The organism is Methyloversatilis sp. XJ19-13 (assembly GCF_024580155.1).
In the GTDB taxonomy this organism is placed as follows: Bacteria; Pseudomonadota; Gammaproteobacteria; order Burkholderiales; family Rhodocyclaceae; genus Methyloversatilis.
This window is the reverse complement of the sequence record NZ_JANINH010000002.1, coordinates 339,457-359,847: the sequence shown is the minus strand read 5'-3', so window position 1 is coordinate 359,847 and position 20,391 is coordinate 339,457. Positions and strand designations below refer to the sequence as shown.

Here is a 20,391-nt window from a genome sequence, read left to right as displayed (position 1 = left end):
ACCGGCGCTGCTCACTCATTCAGCCGAGGAACACATGAAACCCACATTGACCACGCTCGTCCTGTGCCTTGCCTGTGCGCTGGCGCCGGTACACGCCAAAGACACGCCCACCATGGACACGCCCGCCGAACGCGCCATCAAGGCGGCCGAAGCGCGCATTGCCACCTTGACCGCCGCCGGAGCACCGCGCATTGATGCACTCGAGGGACTGGCGCTCGCGCTGACGCGGCGCGCGCGTGAAACTTCGGACACCGATTACTACGACCGGGCACTTGCCGTACTCGATCAGGCGCAGAAAATCGATCCGGAGCACCGCAATGTGCAGCGCACGCGCATCTGGGTCTGGCTCGGCCAGCACGAATTCGCACGCGCATTCGATGCTGCGCTTGCGCTGCACATGCGCAACCCGGACGACCTGATGACGCTGGCCCTGCTCACCGATGCCAGCGTCGAACTGGGTCGCTACGATGACGCAGAGCGCTACGCCCAGTGGCTGCTCGACCTGCGCCCGGGCAATGTGGTCGGACTGACGCGCGCTGCCTACCTGCGCGAACTGTTTGGCGACGTCGATGGCGCCATCGAACTGATGGAACAGGCCTACTTGCGAACACCGGGTGCCGAAACCGAAGACCGCGCCTGGTTGCTGACCCACCTGGCACACCTGCAACTGAGCGCCGGTCGGGTCGATCAGTCGGACGCACTCGTACAGGCGGCGCTGCGCGAATTTCCGGACTACCACTACGCGCTCGCTCAACTGTCGGATATCCGGCATGCCCAGGGCCGGCACGACGACGCGCTCGCTGCAAGGCAGGCCCATGTCAGGGCGTCGCCGCATCCGGAAAACGGTTATCGGCTCGGTGAGGCATTTGTCAGGGCTGGTCGAACCGTCGAGGCGAAAGCCGCCTTTGCCGCATTCGAACGGGCGGCGCTGGCCGAGGCGGACGGTGTCGACAACGCCAACCGCGAGCTGACGCTGTACTGGCTGGACCATGCCGGCCAGCCGGCCAGAGCACTGCAGCTCGCGCAGCGCGAGGCGCAGCGCCGCAAGGATGTCCATACGCTCGACACATTGGCGTGGGCGCAGTACCGCAATGGTCTGTTCAGCGACGCCAGCGCAACAATGGCGCGCGTGCTTTCGGTCGGCACGCGCGACCCCGGTGTGCTCTATCACGCCGGCCTGATCGCCCGCAGAACCGGCGCTGCGACCGCCGCACGCGAGCACCTGCAGCAGGCACTCGCGCGCGCGCCCTGGCACGACCTGGCGGCCAGTGCCCGCGAAGCACTGGCCGATCGCCCGGCTTCCGCGCGGGCCGCACTGGCTCGCGCGGCTCAACCCTGACACTTTTTCGAGGACTTCATCATGATGCGCACCCTGATAGCCCTGTCGTTGATCACCCTCACCAGTACGACCTCCTTTGCCGCACCGGTCGTGTTTTCGACCGTGGAATTCAGCACCAGCGCCTTTGCATCTGCCGGCAGCGCGTCGGACGGCGTCAATGAGCAGGTGTCGCCGCCACTTCCGGTGAGCGCCGATGCCGGCGCTTCAGGTCTCAGCGGCTCGGCGTCCGCCTTCGGCCTGGCCGACACCGGGCTACTCGTCGTGGCGACGTCGGCCGACGGCGCAGGCGAGCAGTCCGATGCCGCGGCCACCGCCCGCTTCTTCGGTACGCTCGCCAGCACGGCCGGTGGCACCGTCAATCTTTTCGTCAACTTCGATCATCAGCTCGACCGCACGGGGGACGCTTCAGGTTCGCTGAGCCTGCTGATCAGCGTGAGCGCCGGCAGCAGCCTGCTGTTCAGTCAGATCTACGATGCACAAGCCGACCTGCTGCTCGACTTTCTGCTGCCGCAGGGCAGCAGCAGCTTCGATCTGACGCTGATCGGCGACAGCTCGACGTTAGACGGCTCGGCCTTTGCACTGGGCAGCGTCGAGTTCGATCTGCAGGCGGACGACAGGCAGGCCGTGCCGGAGCCCGGTTCTCTCGCCCTCAGTGCGCTGGCGCTGGCCGGTCTGTCGGGTGTGCGCCGGCGTCGCGCTGGAGGATGGGCCTGAGCACGGCGAGTCTGGGGCCAGATGCAGAAAGTCACCCCTGCCGGGGCGTCGAGAGGCTTGATGGCGGATGGTCCGGACGGACTATCCGCCTTCATCAGACAGCAACACCGCTGCGTCACCGTCCGCGCTCTTTCACGCGTCCCGGTGCCCTCCAATGTTCCGCATTCCACTTGCCGCAGCGATCGCCCTGATCGTCGCCGGCTCGGCTCACGCTGCGACCAACCCGCTTGATCTGGACAATTATCGCCTGATTGCCACCTACGACCTGCCGTCGGTTCAGGCGTCAGAAGCCTCGGCGGTCACCTGGAACTGGGATACCGACACGTTGTTCGTCCTTGGTGACGAAGGCGACTACGTCGTCGAGGTGAACAAACAGGGGCAGCAGATCAGCTCGATGAACCTGTTCGGCTTTGACGATACGGAAGGTCTTACCTATGTGGGCAATGGCCAGTTCGTCGTCATCGAGGAGCGGCTGCAGGACGCCTATCGCTTCAGCTACACGGCGGGTGGCGCGATCGGTCGCAACACGCTGCCCTCGGTGTCGGTCGGTCCGACGGTCGGCAATGTGGGGCTGGAAGGCCTGTCGTACGACCCGCTCAGCGGCCGCTTCATCCTGGTGAAGGAAAAGACGCCGCAGGCGGTGTATGACGCGGCACTCGACTTCACGACAGGCAGCGCCACCGTGACCGAGCTGGTGCCGCCGGCCAACCCGTTCGTACGCCTGTTCGACACCCTGGACCTGTCCGACGTGCAGACGCTGACCACCGTCGCGTCGCTGCGCGGCACCGCGGACCAGGACAACCTGCTCATCTACAGTCAGGAAACGCCGCGCCTGATGGAAGTCACGCGCAGTGGCGAGGTGTTGAGCCAGTTCGACTTCTCCGCCATCGCCGGTGACGCCGAAGGCGTCACCATCGACAGCAACGGCGTCATCTACATCGTCGGCGAAACCCCGCGCCTCTATGTACTGGCACCCACTGCCCCGGTTCCCGAACCTGAAAGCTGGGCGCTGCTGCTGGCCGGTCTTGGCCTGCTTGGCTTCATGGCCCGTCGCCGCGCCTGACCTTTCTGCGCGCAGAAAAACGCCGGCCGCTGGCCGGCGTTTTTCGTTGACTGAGCGACTGTTGCTGCGCCCACCCCAAGTGACTTGCTGCCCCGTAGGTTGGGGTGAGCGCAGCGATGCCCAACGATCGCGCTGTGCCCGTCGGCGCACGCGGCGCGCAGGGCCTCACGGTCGAACTGCGCGCGCAGCGGCGGGACGGTGCGGCACTGCGGGTCGAAGTGGCCGAACCGCTGCACCGGCTCGCCATCAAAGCGGCGTCTCCCGGTTACGATGATCCGATGCAGCGTTTCGCCGCCCTTTACCTGTCACTCGACAGCAGCACTTCGACCCGCCATCGCGTGCAGGCGATGCAGGACTATTTTGTGCAGGTGCCCGCGGATGACGCCGCGTGGGCGGTGTACTTCCTCGCCGGCGGCAAGCCGCGCCAGGCGGTCGGAACCCGCGTGCTGCGAGAAACCGGCGCGCGAGCAGCCGGCATGCCGGACTGGCTGTTCGACGAATGCTACGAAGCGGTCGGTGATCTGGCGGAAACGCTGGCGCTTACCCTGCCGCCGCCGCGTGTCGTCAGCGACCTGCCGCTGCATCACTGGGTCGACGTGCTGGGCGCGCTGCGTGCCTCACCCCCGGACGAAAAGCCCGGACAGCTGATCGACGCCTGGCAGGTGCTGGGCAGCGGCGAGCGCTTCCTGTTCAACAAGCTCATCACCGGCGCGCTGCGCGTCGGCGTGTCACGCCTGCTGGTCACGCGGGCGCTGGCGGCGTTCGCGCAGGTGCCAGCCGAACTTGTTGCGCAGCGCCTGATCGGCTATCTGGCGGCTGACCCGGCGCGCAGCGGCATGGGCGCGGCACGCTTCGCCGCGCTGGTGGCTCCGGCCGGCGATGATGAAACCGGCATGCAGCCCTATCCTTTCTTCCTCGCCCATCCGCTGCAGACCGCTCCCGCCGAGTCGCTCGGGGATGCCGCCGACTGGCTCGCCGAGTGGAAATGGGACGGCATCCGCGCCCAGCTGGTGCGCCGTGACGGCCAGGTCGCGCTGTGGTCGCGCGGCGAAGAACTGATCAGCGAGCGCTTTCCGGAACTGATGGAAGCGGCTGCCGCCTTGCCCGATGGCTGCGTGCTCGACGGCGAAGTGCTCGCCTGGCGTGACGACGGCCCGCTGCCATTCGCGCAACTGCAGACGCGCATCACCCGCAAGCGGCTGACACGCCGCCTGCTCGACGACGTGCCGGCGGTGTTCATGGCGTACGACCTGATCGAGCACGACGGCGCAGACCTGCGTGCCCAGCCGCAATCGGCACGGCGCGCACGACTGGACGTTCTGCTGGCCGAGGGGGCAACGCCGGTGCTGCGGCTGTCGCCGGTGCTGCGGGGTGACTGGCCCGCGCTGGCCGTCGAGCGGGATCGCGCCCGCGAGCGCGGCGTCGAAGGCCTGATGCTCAAGCGCGCCGACGCGCCCTACGGCATCGGCCGCACCAAGCTCGACCCGCGCGGCCAGTGGTGGAAATGGAAGATCGACCCCTACACGATCGACGCCGTGCTGATCTACGCCCAGCGTGGCCACGGCCGACGCGCCGGGCTGTACAGCGACTACACCTTTGCCGTCTGGTCGGTTGCGGCCGACGGGACGCGCACCCTGGTGCCGTTCGCCAAGGCCTATTCCGGTCTGTCGGATGCCGAAATGCGCGAAGTCGACGCCTTCATCCGCAGCCACACGATCGAACGCTTCGGGCCGGTCTGCTCCGTCACACCCGAACTGGTGTTCGAACTGGGTTTCGAAGGCATTCAGCCCTCGCCGCGCCACAAGTCGGGCATCGCCGTGCGCTTCCCGCGCATGCTGAGGCGGCGGCTGGACAAGCCGGCCGCCGAGGCGGATACGCTGGATGCGCTGCGCAGTCTGATCGGGGCGGGCGCCTGTCCCGTAGTCTGATCGGAGGATGGCGAGCTGCACGCCAAATGTATAAAGTCCAAGGGTTGTTTCTCATTTGATTTGTATATCAGGCGTGGAGCCCGCGCGTCACGGGGCAACGTGACGCACGAATGAAATGGGAACAGCCCCTGGTTATATGTCGTAATGCGCCCCACGCAAGGAGATCGTATGAGTCTGATCCTTTGTCGTCTCGCCGCATCGCTGGCTGCCGTGCTGCTTTTGGTGCCTGCGGCAGCGAACGCCAGCAGCATCGATCTGGGTGGCGCGGCATGTTCCGGCGTGCTCAACATCGACACCGTCGGGTCTGTGGGTCTAAGTTGTGACGGAAATCTGTCGTTGTCCGACAGCGTCATCAATGACCCGATTCAGATACTTGTTGAAGCAAGCGGCACGCTCACCCTCACACGCGTGCAGCTCACTGCGCCGATTGTCTGGTTTGCGGCTGAATTCATCGAGATTGAGAACTCGGTGGTTTTCAGCGGTCAGCTTGTTCTTGATGGCGATGTCCCCCTCGATGGAGGAAGCCCTCCAAACAGCGAGCCGCCGCAACGGCACGCCAGTGGCTCAGTCACGATTAGCAGCGGCCGGATCACGCAGAATGGCGGCTCTGTCATTTCTGTCAGCGGAAGCGGGGACGCTCCGCCGATCAGCTTGTCGCCGTCTTCCGGCGGTTCACTTGCGCTGATGAATGATTCCATTTCGTTGAATGGCGGATCGCTGACCTTGAGTAGCGGCTCGCTCACGCTGGTCAGCAGTTCATTCACACCTTCTCGCAGCAGCAGTGGAACACCCCCGGTCAGCCTGATTCCCGAGCCTTCTGCTGCCATGCTTCTTACCGCTGGTCTGGGTGTGATCATGCTGCGGCGACAAACGAAAACGGGTTCCCGATAATCAGGCATTTGCCTGTCCGGCGTATGCTTGGACAATGAGTACGTTGTACGGCATCGACTTCACCTCTTCCCCGTCGTCGCGCAAACCGGTCACCGTGGCCCGCGGTCACGTTGCAGACGACGGTGTCCTGATCCTCGAATCGATCGAACGATTGCCCGCGTGGAGCGCCTTCGAGGCCTTCCTGATGCGGCCCGGACCGTGGCTGGGGGCGTTCGACTTTCCGTTCGGCCTGCCCCGCGAATCGGTGCTGGAACACGGCTGGCCGACCGACTGGGCGGGCATGGTGCGTGCGGTTTCCCTGCTTTCCCGGAATGAATTCAAGGCCTTGGCCGATGCGGAACGGGCGCCGCGGCCGGTCGGACAGAAATACAGCCACCGCGCGACGGACCGGCCGGCTGGCTCGCACAGCCCGATGAAATTCGTCAATCCGCCGGTCGGCTGGATGTTTCAGGAAGGTGCGCGCCGTCTGCTCGAGGCCGGCGTGCACCTGCCCGGCATGCATGGCGGCGATGGCTCGCGCGTCGCGCTGGAAGCTTACCCGGGCTGGCTGGCGCGCAGCATCGTGCCCGCGTCTTACAAGAGCGAATCGGCCACCGGCCAGACTCAGGCGAGGCTGGCCAACCGCATGCTCATCGTCGAGGCATTGCAGCGCGGCGCGCATCCGCTGGGTATCGTCCTGCGCTGCGACGACACTGCGCTGCTCGATGCGATGGCCACCGATGGCACCGGCGATCTGCTCGACTGCGTGCTGTGCCTGGTCGAAGCGGCCTGGGCCTGGGCACGGCGCGATGCTGGCTACGGGTTGCCGCTGCAGATCGATCAGGTGGAGGGGTGGATTGTCGGCGTCCAGCCGGCCGGTGTGCCGGAGGGGCGGCAGCACTGAACTGGATCACGGTGGGAACCGACCAGGACGATTTGCGCCGTTTTTGTGGGAGTGGCCCATATGGGAGCCCGCGCTGCGGGGGCCGGCAGGGGCTGTGGATGCGCCCCCCTGCGTGAGCGGCCCCTGTGGGAGCGGCGGCCTCGCCGCGATCAGTGCCGCGATGGTCGTTGTGCAGCGTGCGTATCGCGGCGAGGCCGCCGCTCCCACAGCAGGCTCCCACAGCAGGCTCCCACAGCAGGCTCCCACAGCAGGCTCCCACAGCAGGCTCCCACAACCCAGGCTCCCACAACCCAGGCTCCCACAGCCCAGGCCCCACGACCCGTGTTCCGAGAACCCGGCATGGCCGCCGGCTGCCAGAGCGGGCGTACTACTGACCGAGCACCTTCTGCACCAGCGGATGCTGCACGCGGCGCTCGGCGGAAATGGCGTAGAAGTGCTCGACCACCTCATCGCAGCGACCGAGCAGCTGCAGGCCGCGCTGGCCGGTGAGTTCGTCGTGCGACCACTCGGTCGCCGGAAACGCACCCAGACCGCTTTCGCCGAAGGTGGCCAGCAACGCGCTGTCCTCGAATTCGCCCGCCACATGCGGGCGCAGCGACTTGCGATCGAACCAGTCGTCGATGCGTGCGCGCACCGCGGCGTGGCGGCTCGGCAGCAGCAGCGGCATCTGGTCCAGACAGGCCGGAAACGCCGCATCGGACGAGGCACGCAGTGCAGGAGAGGCGTACCACATCAGCGCAGCTTCACCGAGCGCGTGGCTGTACACCTTCAGATTCGGGTTGACCGGCGCCGGGCGGTCGGCGAGCACCACGTCCAGCCGGTGCAGCGCGAGATCGGCCAGCAGGTCGTCGAATTCGCCCTCGCTGCACAGCAGATGAAGACCTTCGGTGTCCGTCGCAGGCAGCAGGAGGTGGCGGGCCACCGGCTTCGGCAGGCCGTCGGAAATGCCGACCGACAGGCGCACGCCTTGCGACGACGCAGCCTCGCGCACGGCCAGCGGCAGCTGTTCGCCCAGCTGGAAGATCTGTTCCGCGTAGCGCAGCGCCGCAACGCCCGCGGCGGTCAGCTCGACGCTGCGGCCAGATGGCTTGAAAAGCGCATGGCCGAGCGCCGCTTCCAGCGTGTGGATCTGCGTGCTGACGGTCTGCACTGCCATGTCGAGTCGCTCGGCTGCGCGCGCGATGCCGCCTTCCTTCGTCGCGACCCAGAAGTAATACAGGTGACGGTAGTTGAGCACGGGCACCCCAGAGTTCCAGAAAGACGAAGTAAAAGTACTACAAAGGTATGTTTTACGGAAGATCTCCGGCGCGTAAGGTAAGCGCTCGTTCATCCACAGGAGGACTGTCATGCAAGTCATCGTCGAATCACGAAGTGCCGAAGCAAGTGCCCTGCGCAGCGTGGCCGAAAACCGGCTGCGCGTGGTGCTGCGGCGTCTCGCCTGGCGGATCCCGAAGGCGCGGGTCAGCCTGTCCGATCTGAATGGGCCGAAAGGTGGCGAAGACAAGCACGTGCAGGTGGAACTGAGGCTGACCGGCGCGCGTCCCGTCGTCGTGTCCGCCACCGGACGCAACTGGCGCAAGGCGATCGATACCGCGCTCGCCCGGGCGAGCCAGCGCGTGGTACGCACCATGCGCCGTGCCCGTCAGGCGACCACGATGGCGGCACCTCAGCCCGAATTTGAAGCAATCTGAATCTACAGGAGATATCCATATGGAACTGCGATCGAAACGCGGCGCCGACATCACGACGCTGCCCTACGAAGAGGTCGGCTCGACGATGGCCGACGCGCCGCGCAAGGTGCTGCGCAATACCTACATGCTGCTCGGCCTCAATCTGGCTTTCAGCGCGCTGATCGCCGGCGTGGCCGCGTCGATGGCCTGGCCCTCGCCCGGCATCCTGCTGACGCTGGCGGGCTATTTCGGCCTGCTGTTCGCGGTCAGCCGTTTCCGCGACAGCGGCGTCGGCGTCATGCTGACGTTCGCACTGACCGGCTTCATGGGCTACACCATCGGCCCGCTGCTGTCGTCGGTCGTCGCGCTGCCGGGCGGCGGCCAGATCGTGACGATGGCGCTGGGCGCCACGGCCGGTGTATTCCTGGCGATGTCGACGTGGGCAAGCGTCACGAAACGGGACCTGAACGGCATGGGCGGCTTCCTGTTCATCGGCATGGTGGTGGCGATCCTGGCCGGGCTGGGCGCGATCTTCTTCCAGATGCCGGCGCTGTCGCTCACCGTGTCTGCAGCGGTAGTGCTGCTGATGGCCGGCATGATCGCCTTTGAAACACAGCGCATCGTTCGCGGCGGCGAGACGAACTACGTGATGGCCACGACCGGGCTGTTCGTGTCGATCTTCAATCTCTTCACATCCCTGCTGCAACTGTTCGGCTTCATGAGCAGCAGCGACTGAGTCTTCCCCCGGTCATTCCCCCTTATCCGCGCGCGGCTTGTCCGCCCGCGGATCTTTCTTTCGTCTGCACCGGGTTGCAAAGGCGGTAACGCCTGGCTGACCTCAAGCTTGTCTGCCGATTATCCGTAATCAGAAGTTCGGGACAGTTGCGCGAGCCATCGTTCGCCATGTGTTCGTGCAGGGGGAGACATGCTTAAACACTTGAGCGTGAAAAAGGCGTTCGTTTTGTTCGGCGGCTCGTCTGCGCTGATCTGCTGCGTCGCATTCAACATGGTTGCGGAGGGTGGCAACTGGCCCGTGCAGATCGGCGTGTCGCTGCTGCTGCTGGCAGGCGGTGCGCTGACCGGTCACTTCATCGGCCGCTTCTACGGAGCGCGGGCGGAAATCATCGTCGGTGGCCTGCACGCGCTGGCCAAGGGGCGGCTCGATCACCGCATCAGTCTCGACGGCAAGGACGACTTCGCCTGGCTGGGCTACGAATACAACTCGGCGCGCAAGGCCGTCAAGCAGCTGGTCGAGCGCCTGCAGGCGCTGTCGACCACGCTGACCGGCTCCGCCGTGGAACTTTCGCAGGCGTCGGGTGAAGCACGTGAAACGGTCACGCGTCAGCTCGATTCGATCCGAGCGGTGGGCGGTGCGATCGAGCAGATGAGCGGCAAGATTCAGGATGTGGAATCGCTGTCGCGCGAAGCCAGCGATCTGTCGCAGGCTGCCGGGGCGGCATCGCAGGCCGGCAAGCGGACGCTCGAAGGCGCGCTCGACAGCGTGCATGCGGCATCCGGCAAGATGGCCGATTCGCTCGCCGTGATCGAACGGCTGGTCGATGACTCGCGCGCCATCAACCGCATCAACGAACTGATCAAGGAACTGTCCGACCAGACCAATCTGCTGGCACTCAATGCTGCCATCGAAGCCGCACGCGCCGGCGAACAGGGACGCGGCTTTGCGGTGGTGGCCGACGAAGTCCGCAAGCTGGCGCAGCGCAGTCAGTCCTCGTCGAACGACATCAGCGAACTGGTGGTGCGCATCCGCGATGACGCGGAAGAGACCATCACCCTGGTGCGCGGTTCGAATGACGAAGTGACGGTGGCGACGCAGAACACCGCCGCAGCGGTGAGCGAGTTCGATGGCATCCTGCAGCGGCTGCAGGCGCTGTCCGGCAAGTCAGCGACGATCAGCGACAGCCTCGGCGCACAGAATGCGTCGGCCGGTGAAATCGTGCGCAATACCGAGTTGCTTTTTTCGCTGTCCGAACAGAACGCGAAGGTCGCCGAAGAAACCGCCCGTCAGGGCACCGAACTGGCCAGTTCGGCGCAGAACCTGCAGGAGGCGGTGCAGGTGTTCCGCATCTGAATCCCGGGTTCGCGCAAACGAAAAGGGCGCTTCATCGGGAAGCGCCCTTTTGCATTCCGCAGCGCGCCTATGCCGACGGCCGTTCTTTGCTCATCGCCAGCATCAGCTGATTCATCCGGCGCACGAACGTGGCCGGATCTTCCAGTGCGCCGCCTTCGGCCAGCAGGGCCTGATCGAACAGCACCGCCGCCCAGTCGTCGAAATGCGCGTCCTCGTTGCGCAACCGCTGCACCACCGGGTGCTGCGGGTTGATTTCCAGCGTCGGCTTCGACGCCGGCGCGTCGCGACCGGCCGATTTCAGGATGCGCGCCAGATTGCCGCCGATCTCGAATTCGTCCGACACCAGGCAGGCCGGCGAATCGGTCAGGCGGTGCGTGATGCGCACCTCCTTCACCTGTTCTGCCAGCGTCGCCTGCAGGCGCTCGACCAGCGGCTTGAATTCGCCCTCGTCGCGTTCGCGCGCCTGCTTCTCGGCTTCATCTTCCATTGCGCCCAGATCGAGCCCGCCCTTGGCGACTGACACCATCGGACGACCTTCGAACTCGGTCATGTTGCCGACCACCCACTCGTCGATGTGCTCGTGCATCAGCAGCACTTCGATGCCCTTCTTGCGGAACACTTCCAGGTGCGGGCTGTTCTTTGCCGCCTTGAACGACTCGGCGGTAACGTAATAGATCTTGCTCTGGCCGTCCTTCATGCGCGACAGGTAGTCGGCCAGCGACACCGACTGCTCTTCGGTATCGAGATGCGTTGACGCGAAGCGCAGCAGCTTCGCGACGCGCTCGCGGTTGGCCGTGTCTTCGCCCACGCCTTCCTTGAACACATTGCCGAAGGCCTTCCAGAAGGTGGTGAATTTCTCCTTCTGCGCCGGGTCTTCGTTGTCGGCCAGGTCTTCCAGCACCGACAGGATTTTCTTCGTGCAGCCGGAGCGGATGGTGTCGATGTCGCGCCCCTCCTGCAGGATTTCGCGCGATACGTTCAGCGGCAGGTCGGCCGAATCGACCACGCCGCGCACGAAGCGCAGATAGCCCGGCAGCAGCTTGTCGGCGTCGTCCATGATGAACACGCGGCGCACATAGAGCTTCAGACCGTGCTTGGTCTTGCGGTCCCACATGTCGAATGGCGCGCGTGCCGGGATGAACAGCAACTGGGTGTATTCGTGCCGCCCTTCGACCCGTGCGTGCGACCAGGCCAGCGGCTCCTGGAAGTCGTGGCTGACATGCTTGTAGAACTCTTGGTACTGCTCGTCGGTGATGTCCGACTTCGAGCGGGTCCACAGCGCATTGGCCTGGTTGACGGTTTCGTCCTCGTCGGTCGTGATCTGCTCGCCCTCTTTCCACTCTTCCTTCTTCATCACGACCGGCTGCAGGATGTGATCGGAGTATTCGCGGATGATGTGGCGCAGCTTGAAGCCGGACAGCAGCTCGTCCTGGTCCTCGCGCAGGTGCAGAACGATTTCTGTGCCGCGCGCCTCGCGCTCGATCTGTTCGACGGTGTATTCGCCCGCCGTGTCACCGGTCATCGAGCACGACCAGCGCACACCGTCGGTGACCGGCAGCCCGGCGCGGCGCGTGGTGACCGTGACCGTGTCGGCGACGATGAAGGCGGAGTAGAAGCCGACGCCGAACTGGCCGATCAGGTTGGCGTCCTTCTTCTGGTCGCCGGTCAGGCTGGAAAAGAATTCCTTGGTGCCGCTGCGGGCGATCGTGCCGAGATGGGAAATCGCCTCGTCGCGCGACATGCCGATACCGTTGTCGGTGATCGTGATGGTGCGGGCGACCTTGTCGAAGGCGACGCGGATCTTCAGGTCGGAATCCGATTCGAGCAGGGCTGGATCCGCGATCGCTTCGAAACGCAGCTTGTCGCAGGCGTCCGACGCATTGCTGACCAGTTCGCGCAGGAAAATGTCGCGGTTGCTGTACAGCGAATGGATCATCAGATGAAGCAGCTGCTTCACCTCGGCCTGGAAATTCATGGTCTGGGCGGCGGTGGCGGTTTCCGACATGGCGACTCCGTATGATGAAATGACAACCGCGGAAGATTGAGACTTCCCCCCGACATTTCAAGTCCCCGCTATGCTGTGCGGTCCACAGATTGTTGACTTCACGATGACCACTCGTCCGAAACTCGGTTTGCCGAGCAAATCCGACAGCCCGACTGCCTCGGACCGCGATCCGGCCCGCAAGCCGGTGCGCAACAGCACCGCCAAGTCCCGGACATTGAGCCGCAATACCACCCAGGTCGCGCCCCCCGCCAAGACGCCGCGTGGCCGTGACGGCGCGCCGCGTCGTGACACGGGTGATCGGCCACCACGCAAGGATTTTTCCGATCGCCCGCCACGCAGCGATCGTGGCGAGCGCCCTGCCCGCGCGCCCGGTGCCGACGACGCGCAGAAGCGCCCGTGGACACCGCGCCCCGAACGCGACAGCCGTCCGCCACGTGCCGAAGGCGGCGAACGCGCGCCGCGCGGCAACTTCGCCGATCGTCCGCCACGGAGCGATCGCGGCGAGCGCCCTGCCCGCGCGCCCGGTGCCGACGACGCCCCGAAGCGCCCGTGGACACCGCGCCCCGAGCGCGACAGCCGTCCGCCGCGTGCCGAAGGCGGCGAACGCGCGCCGCGCGGCAACTTCGCCGATCGTCCGCCACGGAGCGATCGCGGCGAGCGCCCTGCCCGCGCGCCCGGTGCCGACGACGCCCCGAAGCGCCCGTGGACACCGCGCCCCGAGCGCGACAGCCGTCCGCCGCGTGCCGAAGGCGGCGAACGCGCGCCGCGCGGCAACTTCGCCGATCGTCCGCCACGGAGCGATCGCGGCGAGCGCCCTGCCCGCGCGCCCGGTGCCGACGACGCCCCGAAGCGCCCGTGGACACCGCGCCCCGAGCGCGACAGCCGTCCGCCGCGTGCCGAAGGCGGCGAACGCGCGCCGCGCGGCAACTTCGCCGATCGTCCGCCACGGAGCGATCGCGGCGAGCGCCCTGCCCGCGCGCCCGGTGCCGACGACGCCCCGAAGCGCCCGTGGACACCGCGCCCCGAGCGCGACAGCCGTCCGCCGCGTGCCGAAGGCGGCGAACGCGCGCCGCGCGGCAACTTCGCCGATCGTCCGCCACGGAGCGATCGGGGCGAGCGCCCTGCCCGCGCGCCCGGTGCCGACGACGCCCCGAAGCGCCCGTGGACGCCGCGCCCCGAGCGCGACAGCCGTCCGCCGCGTGCCGAAGGCAGCGAGCGCCCGCGCAGCGCCAAGCCCGCCGCCGCACCACTTCGTCCGGCCAAGCCGTGGGAAGAGCGCGACATGGACAAGAAAGGTCGTGTGAAGGCCGTGCCGGCCGAAGAAGGCGACGACCACCCGAAGGACGGCATCCGCGTGTCGCGCTGGCTGGCCGACCGGGGTGCAGCGTCGCGTCGGGAGGCGGACGACTGGATCGTGCGCGGCTGGGTGACGGTCGATGGCGAAGTCGCCGTGCTCGGCCAGCGCGTGCTGTCGCACCAGAAGGTCGAAGTGAACAAGGAAGCGCGCGCCGACCAGGCGCTGCGCGTCACCGTGCTGATGCACAAGCCGGTCGGTTTCGTCAGCGGCCAGGCGGAAGACGGCCACGAGCCGGCCAGCGTGCTGTTCGTGCCGGAAAACCAGTGGATGGGCGACAAGTCGGGGCAGACCTTCAATCGCAACCATCTGCGCGGTCTGGCGCCGGCCGGCCGGCTGGACATCGATTCGCACGGTCTGCTGGTGCTGACGCAGGACGGTCGCGTCGCCCGCGTACTGATCGGCGAGGATTCGACGATAGAAAAGGAATACCTGGTGCGCGTGCGGGCGACGAAGTCGTTCGGCAACGGCCCGCTGTCGGAAGTCTTTCCGGCCGAATCGCTGGCGCTGCTGAATCACGGTCTTGAGCTGGACGACCAGCCGCTCAAACCTGCCAAGGTGAGCTGGCAGAACGAGGAGCAGATGCGTTTCGTGCTGCGTGAGGGCAAGAAGCGGCAGATCCGCCGCATGTGCGACGCGGTCGGACTCGAAGTGGTCGCACTCAAGCGCGTGCGCATCGGCCGCATCCCGCTCGCCGACCTGCCGGTCGGCAAGTGGCGCTACCTGCGACCGGACGAAGCTTTCTGAACGTCAGCAGACTGTCACCAATCTGTAGACGAACTGCATTCTTCATGTAACGCCTCCTTCGTAGGCTTCACACTACGGAGGAGTTACATGAACGAATTTCTGAAGGCCCTGCATGTCCAGCGCTGGGATGACCACCGCTACTACCACCACAGCCGCATCAACCAGAGCCTGCACCTGATCAGTGCGCTGAGCTTTCTTGCGGCCTATGCGATGCTGTTTGTCGATCCGGCCGCCGCAGCGCTGCTCAGCTGGGGGGTCGCCATGGTGTCGCGTCAGTCGGGCCATTTCTTCTTCGAGCCCAAGGGCTACGACCACGTCAATCAGGCGACCCACGAATTCAAGGAAGACATCAAGGTCGGCTACAACCTGCAACGCAAGATCGTGTTGATGGGGATCTGGGCGCTGTCACCGGTCGTGCTGTACGTCGATCCGGCTCTGTTCGGCCTGCTCGAGCCGCATGCCGATGCGCGCGGCTTTGTGCACAACACGTCGCTGATCTGGCTGGCGGTGGGCGTCGGTGGCCTGCTGTTCCGCACCGTGCATCTGTTCTTCATCCGCGACGTGCAGACCGGCCTCGTGTGGATGACCAAAATCCTCACCGACCCCTTCCACGATGTGAAGCTTTACTACCGCGCCCCGCTGTATCTGCTGCGCGGCGAGCTGATCGATCCGCGCCACGCACAGCATTCGGCGCAAGCCTGAAGCATGGTTCTCGCGGCGAGGGCGGAGCGGGGATTTCGGCGAGCACGACTCGCCTGATTCCCTGCTCCGCCTTCGTCCCTGCGTTGTTCAGCCATGCGTTCAGCCGCGCCGCGCAAACCGCTCCGCCAGCATTTCCCGCAGGATGCGGCGCTTGACCTGCTTGTTGCTCGCGCCTTCCGGCACCCACCACCAGCCATCGGCCTGCATGCGCCGTGCGGCGGCGACGAAACGTTCGCAGACTGCATCGAAGTCGGCATCGCCGTAATTCAGGCTGAAGATGAGCCGGCCGGTGCCGACCCAGCTCAGCGCCAGCCCTTCGGCGCGCAGGTAGTACTGCAGCATCCAGTTGTAGCGCGACGGTACGCTGTATGTCACGGTCCAGATCGACGACAGATTCACCACCCGCACCGGCAGATCCGCTTCGGCCAGCAGCATGTTCAGCTTTTCGGCGCGCGCGTTCCAGCGTTCATCGAGGCCGTCGTACAGCGCCGCGATTTCGGGCGTGTCGAGCGCCCGCAAGAACTCGTTCATCGCGGCCATTACGTGCGGATGCGAATTGAAGGTGCCGCGCGCGAAGCAGATGTCGGCCGGGCGGTCATCGCGGTAGCGGCGCATCAGTGCCGCCTTGCCGCACACCACGCCGACCGGGTAGCCGCCACCCAGCGTCTTGCCGTAGGTCACCATGTCGGCACGCACGCCGAAGTACGCCTGCGCGCCGCCCGGTGCGAGCCGGAAGCCGACGAACACCTCGTCGAAAATCAGCACGATGCCGCGTGCCGTGCACACTTCGCGCAGCTGGCGCAGCCAGTCGGCGTAGGCGTCGCGGTCGAAATGGGCGCGCCGGCCGCCGTCGACCAGCGACGAGTCGCCGGGCGCACCGGCATTCGGGTGCAGGGCCTGCAGCGGATTCACCAGCACGCAGGCGATGTCGCGCCGGGTGCGCAGCACGTGCAGCGTATCGGCATGCATGTCCTTCAGTGTGTACGTGTGTTCGGCTGCGACCGGATTGCCGACGCCCGGCTGCACGTCGCCCCACCAGCCGTGGTAGGCGCCGCAGAAGCGCACCAGGTGGCTGCGCCGTGTGTGATAGCGCGCGAGACGTACCGCCTGCATGACCGCTTCGGTGCCGGACATGTGGAACGACACTTCATCGAGCCCGGAAATCGCGCACAGCCGTTTCACGTTGTCGGCGAGCAGCGGGTGGAAGCTGCCGAGCACTGGCCCGAGGGCTTCGACCTGTGCGTTGCCGCGCGCCATGCAGCCCTTGTAGAAATCGTAGCCGAACACATTGACACCGTACGAGCCGGTCAGGTCGTACGCGACGTTGCCGTCGAGGTCGGTCACGGTGACACCGGAGGACGACGCGACAAAGTTGCCGGCCTTCAGGTGCTCGCGCACATGGCGGCTGAACTGGAACGGAACGCGGTACGCGCTGGTGAATTGCAGGTCGGACAGCATGGGCTGCACCTCTGCCGTCAGTGCGCGCGTCTTCGGGTAGCGCTCGCGGTACAGCGCGGCAAGACGTTCGAAGGCAAGACGGCGCTGTTCCACCACAGCGGGCGGCGCGTCGTCTGCCGCAAACACGTCAGCCACGTCGAATTCGTAGAAAGGCAGCAGTCTGGCCACCCGACGCGACATTTTGGAATGGCCGGCGAGCGAGCGGTGCTTGGCGCGCGACAGTTCGAGCCGGCGCTTGACGCGCGGCAGCAGCGCCAGCAGCGCAGCGGCGCCGGCGACATAGAAAGGGAGGGCTTCGGTCATGCCTCACGGAAATATCAGCGCAAGGTTACGGCAACATGAATGACACTCTTTTGCCGGCCCGCCGGCGGCTGCGCGACGCGCTGAATTTCGCGTTGACCAACCGCGTGCCGCGTGCCGCACTGACCCGATTTGCCGGCTGGTTCAGCCAGATCGAGCAGCCCCTGGTGCGCGACATGTCGATCGCACTGTGGCGGCTGTTCGGTGACGTCGATCTGTCGGAAGCGAAAAAGACGCGCTTTGCCAGCTTGCACGACTGCTTCGTGCGCGAGCTGCGCGACGGTGCGCGGCCGGTCGATGCCGATCCGCTCACGCTGGTCAGCCCATGCGACGGCATCGTCGTGGCCTGCGGCCGCATCGAAGGCGACACGCTTCTGCAGGCCAAGGGCCTGCACTACACGCTGGAAGAGTTGCTGGGCGACGCTACGCTGGCGGCACGGTTTCGCGACGGCTGCTACGCCACCGTGCGCATCACGGCGTCGATGTATCACCGCTTCCATGCGCCGCACGACTGCCGGGTGTCGCACGTGACCTACTTTCCGGGCGACATCTGGAACGTCAATCCGCCGGCACTGGCGCGGGTGGACAAGCTGTACTGCCGCAACGAGCGGGCGGCGATCACGACTGCGCTGGCCGATGGCACGCCGGTGCTGCTGGTGCCGGTCGCGGCCATTCTGGTGGCCAGCCTGCGTCTGCACTGCCTCGACCTGCTGCTGCACGCCGGCTATCGCGGCCCGCACCGGCTGGCCTGCGACGCCATGCTGCGCAAGGGCGAGGAAATGGGCTGGTTCCAGCACGGTTCGACCATCATCGTGCTGGCGCCGTCGTCGATGGCGCTGCACCCGCTTACGGTCATCGGCCGGCGCATCCGGGCCGGCGAGGCGCTGATGCGCCTGCCCGGGGGGTGATCAGCCCAGCTTCTTTCCCTTGGTGGCGCGCACACCGCGCCACGCCATCAGCGCAGCTTCGTCCAGTGTGAGCGCCTTCGGGCGCCCGCGCGAGCCGGGCACGTTCAGCACGAGCCGGCCGCGGAACAGATCGAGCATGGCCAGCGATTCGCCATCCGGCAGCGTCATGATCTTCACGCCCTTGCCGCCGGACAGCGTCTTCATTTCGTCGAGCGGGAACACCAGCAGGCGGTCACCGGCCATCGCCACGACCCAGGCGTCGTCCGGCTGCAGCCGCAGCGGCGGCAATGCCAGCGTGCCGTCGGTATTCAGGAAGGCCTTGCCGGCGCGGTTGCGGCTCACCATGTCTTCGATGGTGCAGACGAATCCGTAGCCGCCATCCGACGCGACGAGGTAGCGGCTGCCGGGCTCGCCGGTCAGCACCGCGACCAGCTTCTTGCCGGCCAGATCCGCCAGCGACGACACCGGCACCCCGTCGCCCTTGCCACTGGGCAGATCGGTCGGCTTGATCGTGTAGCTGCGGCCGTCAGCATCGAGCAGGATGACTGGCCAGACGGTGCGGCACTTCAGCACCGCCAGCGGGCCGTCGCCCGCCTTCCAGGTTAGCGCCGCCTCATCAACGTCGTGACCGGAACGCAGGCGGCCAAAACCGCCGCGCGAGACGATGACGGTCACCGCCTCGTCGATCTGCGGCACTTCGCGCGCGCGCGTCGCCTGCACGTCCGCATTCACCCGGGTGCGCCGCTCGTCGCCGAAGCGCTCGACATCAGCTTTCACCTCGTCGCGCACGAAACGGCGCAGTGCGGTGTCGCTGCCCAGAATGCCCAGCAGGCCGGTGCGTTCGGCATCGAGTGCGTCGCGCTCCGCCTGCAGCTTGATCGCTTCGAGCTTTGCCAGCTGGCGCAGGCGGATTTCCAGTACGTCCTCGGCCTGTCGCTCGGTAATGCCGAAACCCGCCATCAGGTCGGCCTTCGGATCGTCGGCGGCGCGGATGATGGCGATCGCGCGGTCGATGTCGAGCAGGATGGCCAGACGACCATCGAGAATGTGCATGCGCTCGTCGATGTCGGCGATGCGCCGGGTCAGCCGGCGCGACACCGCGGCGAGCCGGTAGTCGCACCACTGGCGCAGCACCGCCGGCAGGCCGATCTGGCCCGGCCGGCGACGCGTGTCGAGCAGCGTCAGGTTCAGGCTGGTGTTGCATTCGAGGTCGGTATAGGCGAACAGGAAGGCCAGCAGGTCTTCCTGACTCACCGCGCGCGACTTCGGTTCGATCACCAGGCGCACCGGATGGCGCGCGTCGGATTCGTCGCGCACCGAGTCGATCAGCGAGGTGGCGAGTGTTTTCGTGCGTGCCTGATCATCGCTGATCTTCTTTTTGTCGCCCTTGGGCCTGGGATTCGCCAGATCGTCGATACGGGTCAGGATGGCCCCGGTGCTCACGCCTGGCGGCAGTGCCGTGACGACGATCTGCCACTGGCCGCGCGCCAGGGCCTCGACTTCGAAGTTGGCGCGCATGCGAAATGAGCCGCGCCCTTCCTTGTAGGCAGCGACCACGCTTTCGCGCGACGAAATGAGCGTCGCGCCATTCGGAAAGTCCGGCCCCTGAAAGCAGTCGATGAGGTCGTCGTCCGGCATGCGCGGATCGACCAGCAGACGGCAGGTCGCCTCGCCGATTTCGCGCAGGTTGTGCGGCGGAATCTCGCACGCCATGCCGACCGCAATGCCGGAGGCCCCATTGGCCAGCACCACCGGCAGGCGCGCCGGAAGCAGCGCCGGTTCCTGCTGCGTGCCGTCGTAATTCGGCTGGAAGTCGATGACGCCCGCGTTCAGTTCCGACAGCAGCACGTGGCGCGCAAAGGCGGTCAGCCGGCACTCGGTGTAACGCATCGCGGCGGCGTTGTCGCCGTCCATCGAACCGAAGTTGCCCTGACCATCGATCAGCGGATAGCGCAGCGTGAACGGCTGCGCCAGACGCACCATGGCCTCGTACACCGACGAGTCGCCGTGCGGGTGGTACTTGCCGATGACGTCGCCCACCACGCGCGCCGACTTCTTGTGCGCCGCATCGGGCCGCGCGAAGCCATCCATCGCGAACAGGATGCGCCGCTGCACCGGCTTCATGCCGTCTTCCAGCCCCGGCAGCGCGCGCGAGGTGACGACCGACATGGCATAGGTCAGATAGGCCTGCGACGCATGCGCGTCGATCGGCACGTCATCGATGTCGGGTTCGAACAGGGTATCGCTCAATTCAGGAACTCCAGTGACGGGTAACGCACTTCGTAGGTTGGGGTGAGCGAAGCGATGCCCAACATGCCAGCGTGGCCGTCGCGCGGAAAC

General features: G+C 66.2%; 16 protein-coding genes. 12 read left to right on the top strand and 4 right to left on the bottom strand.

Annotation, left to right across the window (positions count from 1 at the left end; translation table 11 throughout):
* Positions 1-34 precede the first annotated feature (34 nt).
* The 6 genes from NMQ14_RS04235 (at position 35) to NMQ14_RS04210 (ending at position 6,818) form a co-directional block, all read left to right on the top strand.
* Positions 35-1,339: a lipopolysaccharide assembly protein LapB gene (locus NMQ14_RS04235; RefSeq protein ID WP_257093755.1), complete on the top strand. Its 1,305-nt coding sequence runs from the start codon at positions 35-37 to the stop codon at positions 1,337-1,339.
* A 21-nt stretch (positions 1,340-1,360) separates the two neighbouring features.
* The gene (locus NMQ14_RS04230; protein WP_257093753.1) at positions 1,361-2,053 is read left to right on the top strand and encodes a PEP-CTERM sorting domain-containing protein; all 693 of its coding nucleotides are present in this window, start codon (positions 1,361-1,363) and stop codon (positions 2,051-2,053) included.
* Between the two features lie 154 nt (positions 2,054-2,207).
* Entirely contained in the window at positions 2,208-3,116 is a 909-nt protein-coding gene (locus NMQ14_RS04225) for an SdiA-regulated domain-containing protein (RefSeq protein WP_257093751.1), read from the top strand.
* A gap of 116 nt (positions 3,117-3,232) precedes the next feature.
* Complete coding sequence (locus tag NMQ14_RS04220; RefSeq protein ID WP_373457176.1) at positions 3,233-5,044, top strand: ATP-dependent DNA ligase; 1,812 nt, start codon at positions 3,233-3,235, stop codon at positions 5,042-5,044.
* A 168-nt stretch (positions 5,045-5,212) separates the two neighbouring features.
* On the top strand, positions 5,213-5,935 hold the full coding sequence (locus tag NMQ14_RS04215; RefSeq protein WP_257093748.1) for a PEP-CTERM sorting domain-containing protein: 723 nt from the start codon (positions 5,213-5,215) through the stop codon (positions 5,933-5,935).
* A 34-nt stretch (positions 5,936-5,969) separates the two neighbouring features.
* Positions 5,970-6,818 (top strand): DUF429 domain-containing protein, encoded by an 849-nt coding sequence (locus tag NMQ14_RS04210; protein WP_257093746.1) that lies wholly within the window; start codon positions 5,970-5,972, stop codon positions 6,816-6,818.
* A gap of 367 nt (positions 6,819-7,185) precedes the next feature.
* On the opposite strand, the gene NMQ14_RS04205 is transcribed toward NMQ14_RS04210, so the two are convergent.
* Positions 7,186-8,061 carry a LysR family transcriptional regulator gene (locus NMQ14_RS04205; protein ID WP_257093744.1) on the bottom strand — a complete coding sequence of 292 codons (876 nt, stop codon included), beginning with the start codon at positions 8,059-8,061 and terminating at the stop codon, positions 7,186-7,188.
* Positions 8,062-8,164: 103 nt separating this feature from the next.
* On the opposite strand from NMQ14_RS04205, the gene NMQ14_RS04200 reads away from it, so the two are divergent.
* The 3 genes from NMQ14_RS04200 to NMQ14_RS04190 all read left to right on the top strand — a co-directional run bounded on the left by NMQ14_RS04200 (position 8,165) and on the right by NMQ14_RS04190 (position 10,577).
* Positions 8,165-8,509 carry an HPF/RaiA family ribosome-associated protein gene (locus NMQ14_RS04200; protein ID WP_257078559.1) on the top strand — a complete coding sequence of 115 codons (345 nt, stop codon included), beginning with the start codon at positions 8,165-8,167 and terminating at the stop codon, positions 8,507-8,509.
* Positions 8,510-8,594: 85 nt separating this feature from the next.
* Positions 8,595-9,224, top strand: coding sequence for a Bax inhibitor-1/YccA family protein (locus NMQ14_RS04195; RefSeq protein ID WP_257093895.1), 630 nt, complete (start codon positions 8,595-8,597; stop codon positions 9,222-9,224).
* A 189-nt stretch (positions 9,225-9,413) separates the two neighbouring features.
* Positions 9,414-10,577: a methyl-accepting chemotaxis protein gene (locus NMQ14_RS04190; protein ID WP_257093742.1), complete on the top strand. Its 1,164-nt coding sequence runs from the start codon at positions 9,414-9,416 to the stop codon at positions 10,575-10,577.
* 67 nt (positions 10,578-10,644) lie between these two features.
* Here the strand turns inward: NMQ14_RS04190 and htpG are convergent, their stop codons facing one another.
* Positions 10,645-12,582 (bottom strand): molecular chaperone HtpG, encoded by a 1,938-nt coding sequence (gene htpG / locus NMQ14_RS04185; protein WP_257093740.1) that lies wholly within the window; start codon positions 12,580-12,582, stop codon positions 10,645-10,647.
* A gap of 103 nt (positions 12,583-12,685) precedes the next feature.
* On the opposite strand from htpG, the gene NMQ14_RS04180 reads away from it, so the two are divergent.
* Positions 12,686-14,683: a pseudouridine synthase gene (locus NMQ14_RS04180; RefSeq protein ID WP_257093738.1), complete on the top strand. Its 1,998-nt coding sequence runs from the start codon at positions 12,686-12,688 to the stop codon at positions 14,681-14,683.
* 87 nt (positions 14,684-14,770) lie between these two features.
* Entirely contained in the window at positions 14,771-15,385 is a 615-nt protein-coding gene (locus NMQ14_RS04175) for a hypothetical protein (protein ID WP_257093736.1), read from the top strand.
* 99 nt (positions 15,386-15,484) lie between these two features.
* Here the strand turns inward: NMQ14_RS04175 and NMQ14_RS04170 are convergent, their stop codons facing one another.
* Complete coding sequence (locus NMQ14_RS04170; RefSeq protein WP_257093734.1) at positions 15,485-17,146, bottom strand: aminotransferase class III-fold pyridoxal phosphate-dependent enzyme; 1,662 nt, start codon at positions 17,144-17,146, stop codon at positions 15,485-15,487.
* A gap of 35 nt (positions 17,147-17,181) precedes the next feature.
* Between NMQ14_RS04170 and asd the strand changes: the two genes are divergently transcribed.
* Entirely contained in the window at positions 17,182-18,051 is an 870-nt protein-coding gene (asd, locus tag NMQ14_RS04165; RefSeq protein ID WP_257093732.1) for an archaetidylserine decarboxylase, read from the top strand.
* On the opposite strand, the gene parC is transcribed toward asd, so the two are convergent.
* Positions 18,052-20,301, bottom strand: a complete 2,250-nt coding sequence (gene parC, locus NMQ14_RS04160) for a DNA topoisomerase IV subunit A (RefSeq protein ID WP_257093730.1) — start codon at positions 20,299-20,301, stop codon at positions 18,052-18,054. It lies immediately after the preceding gene.
* Positions 20,302-20,391: the final 90 nt, after the last annotated feature.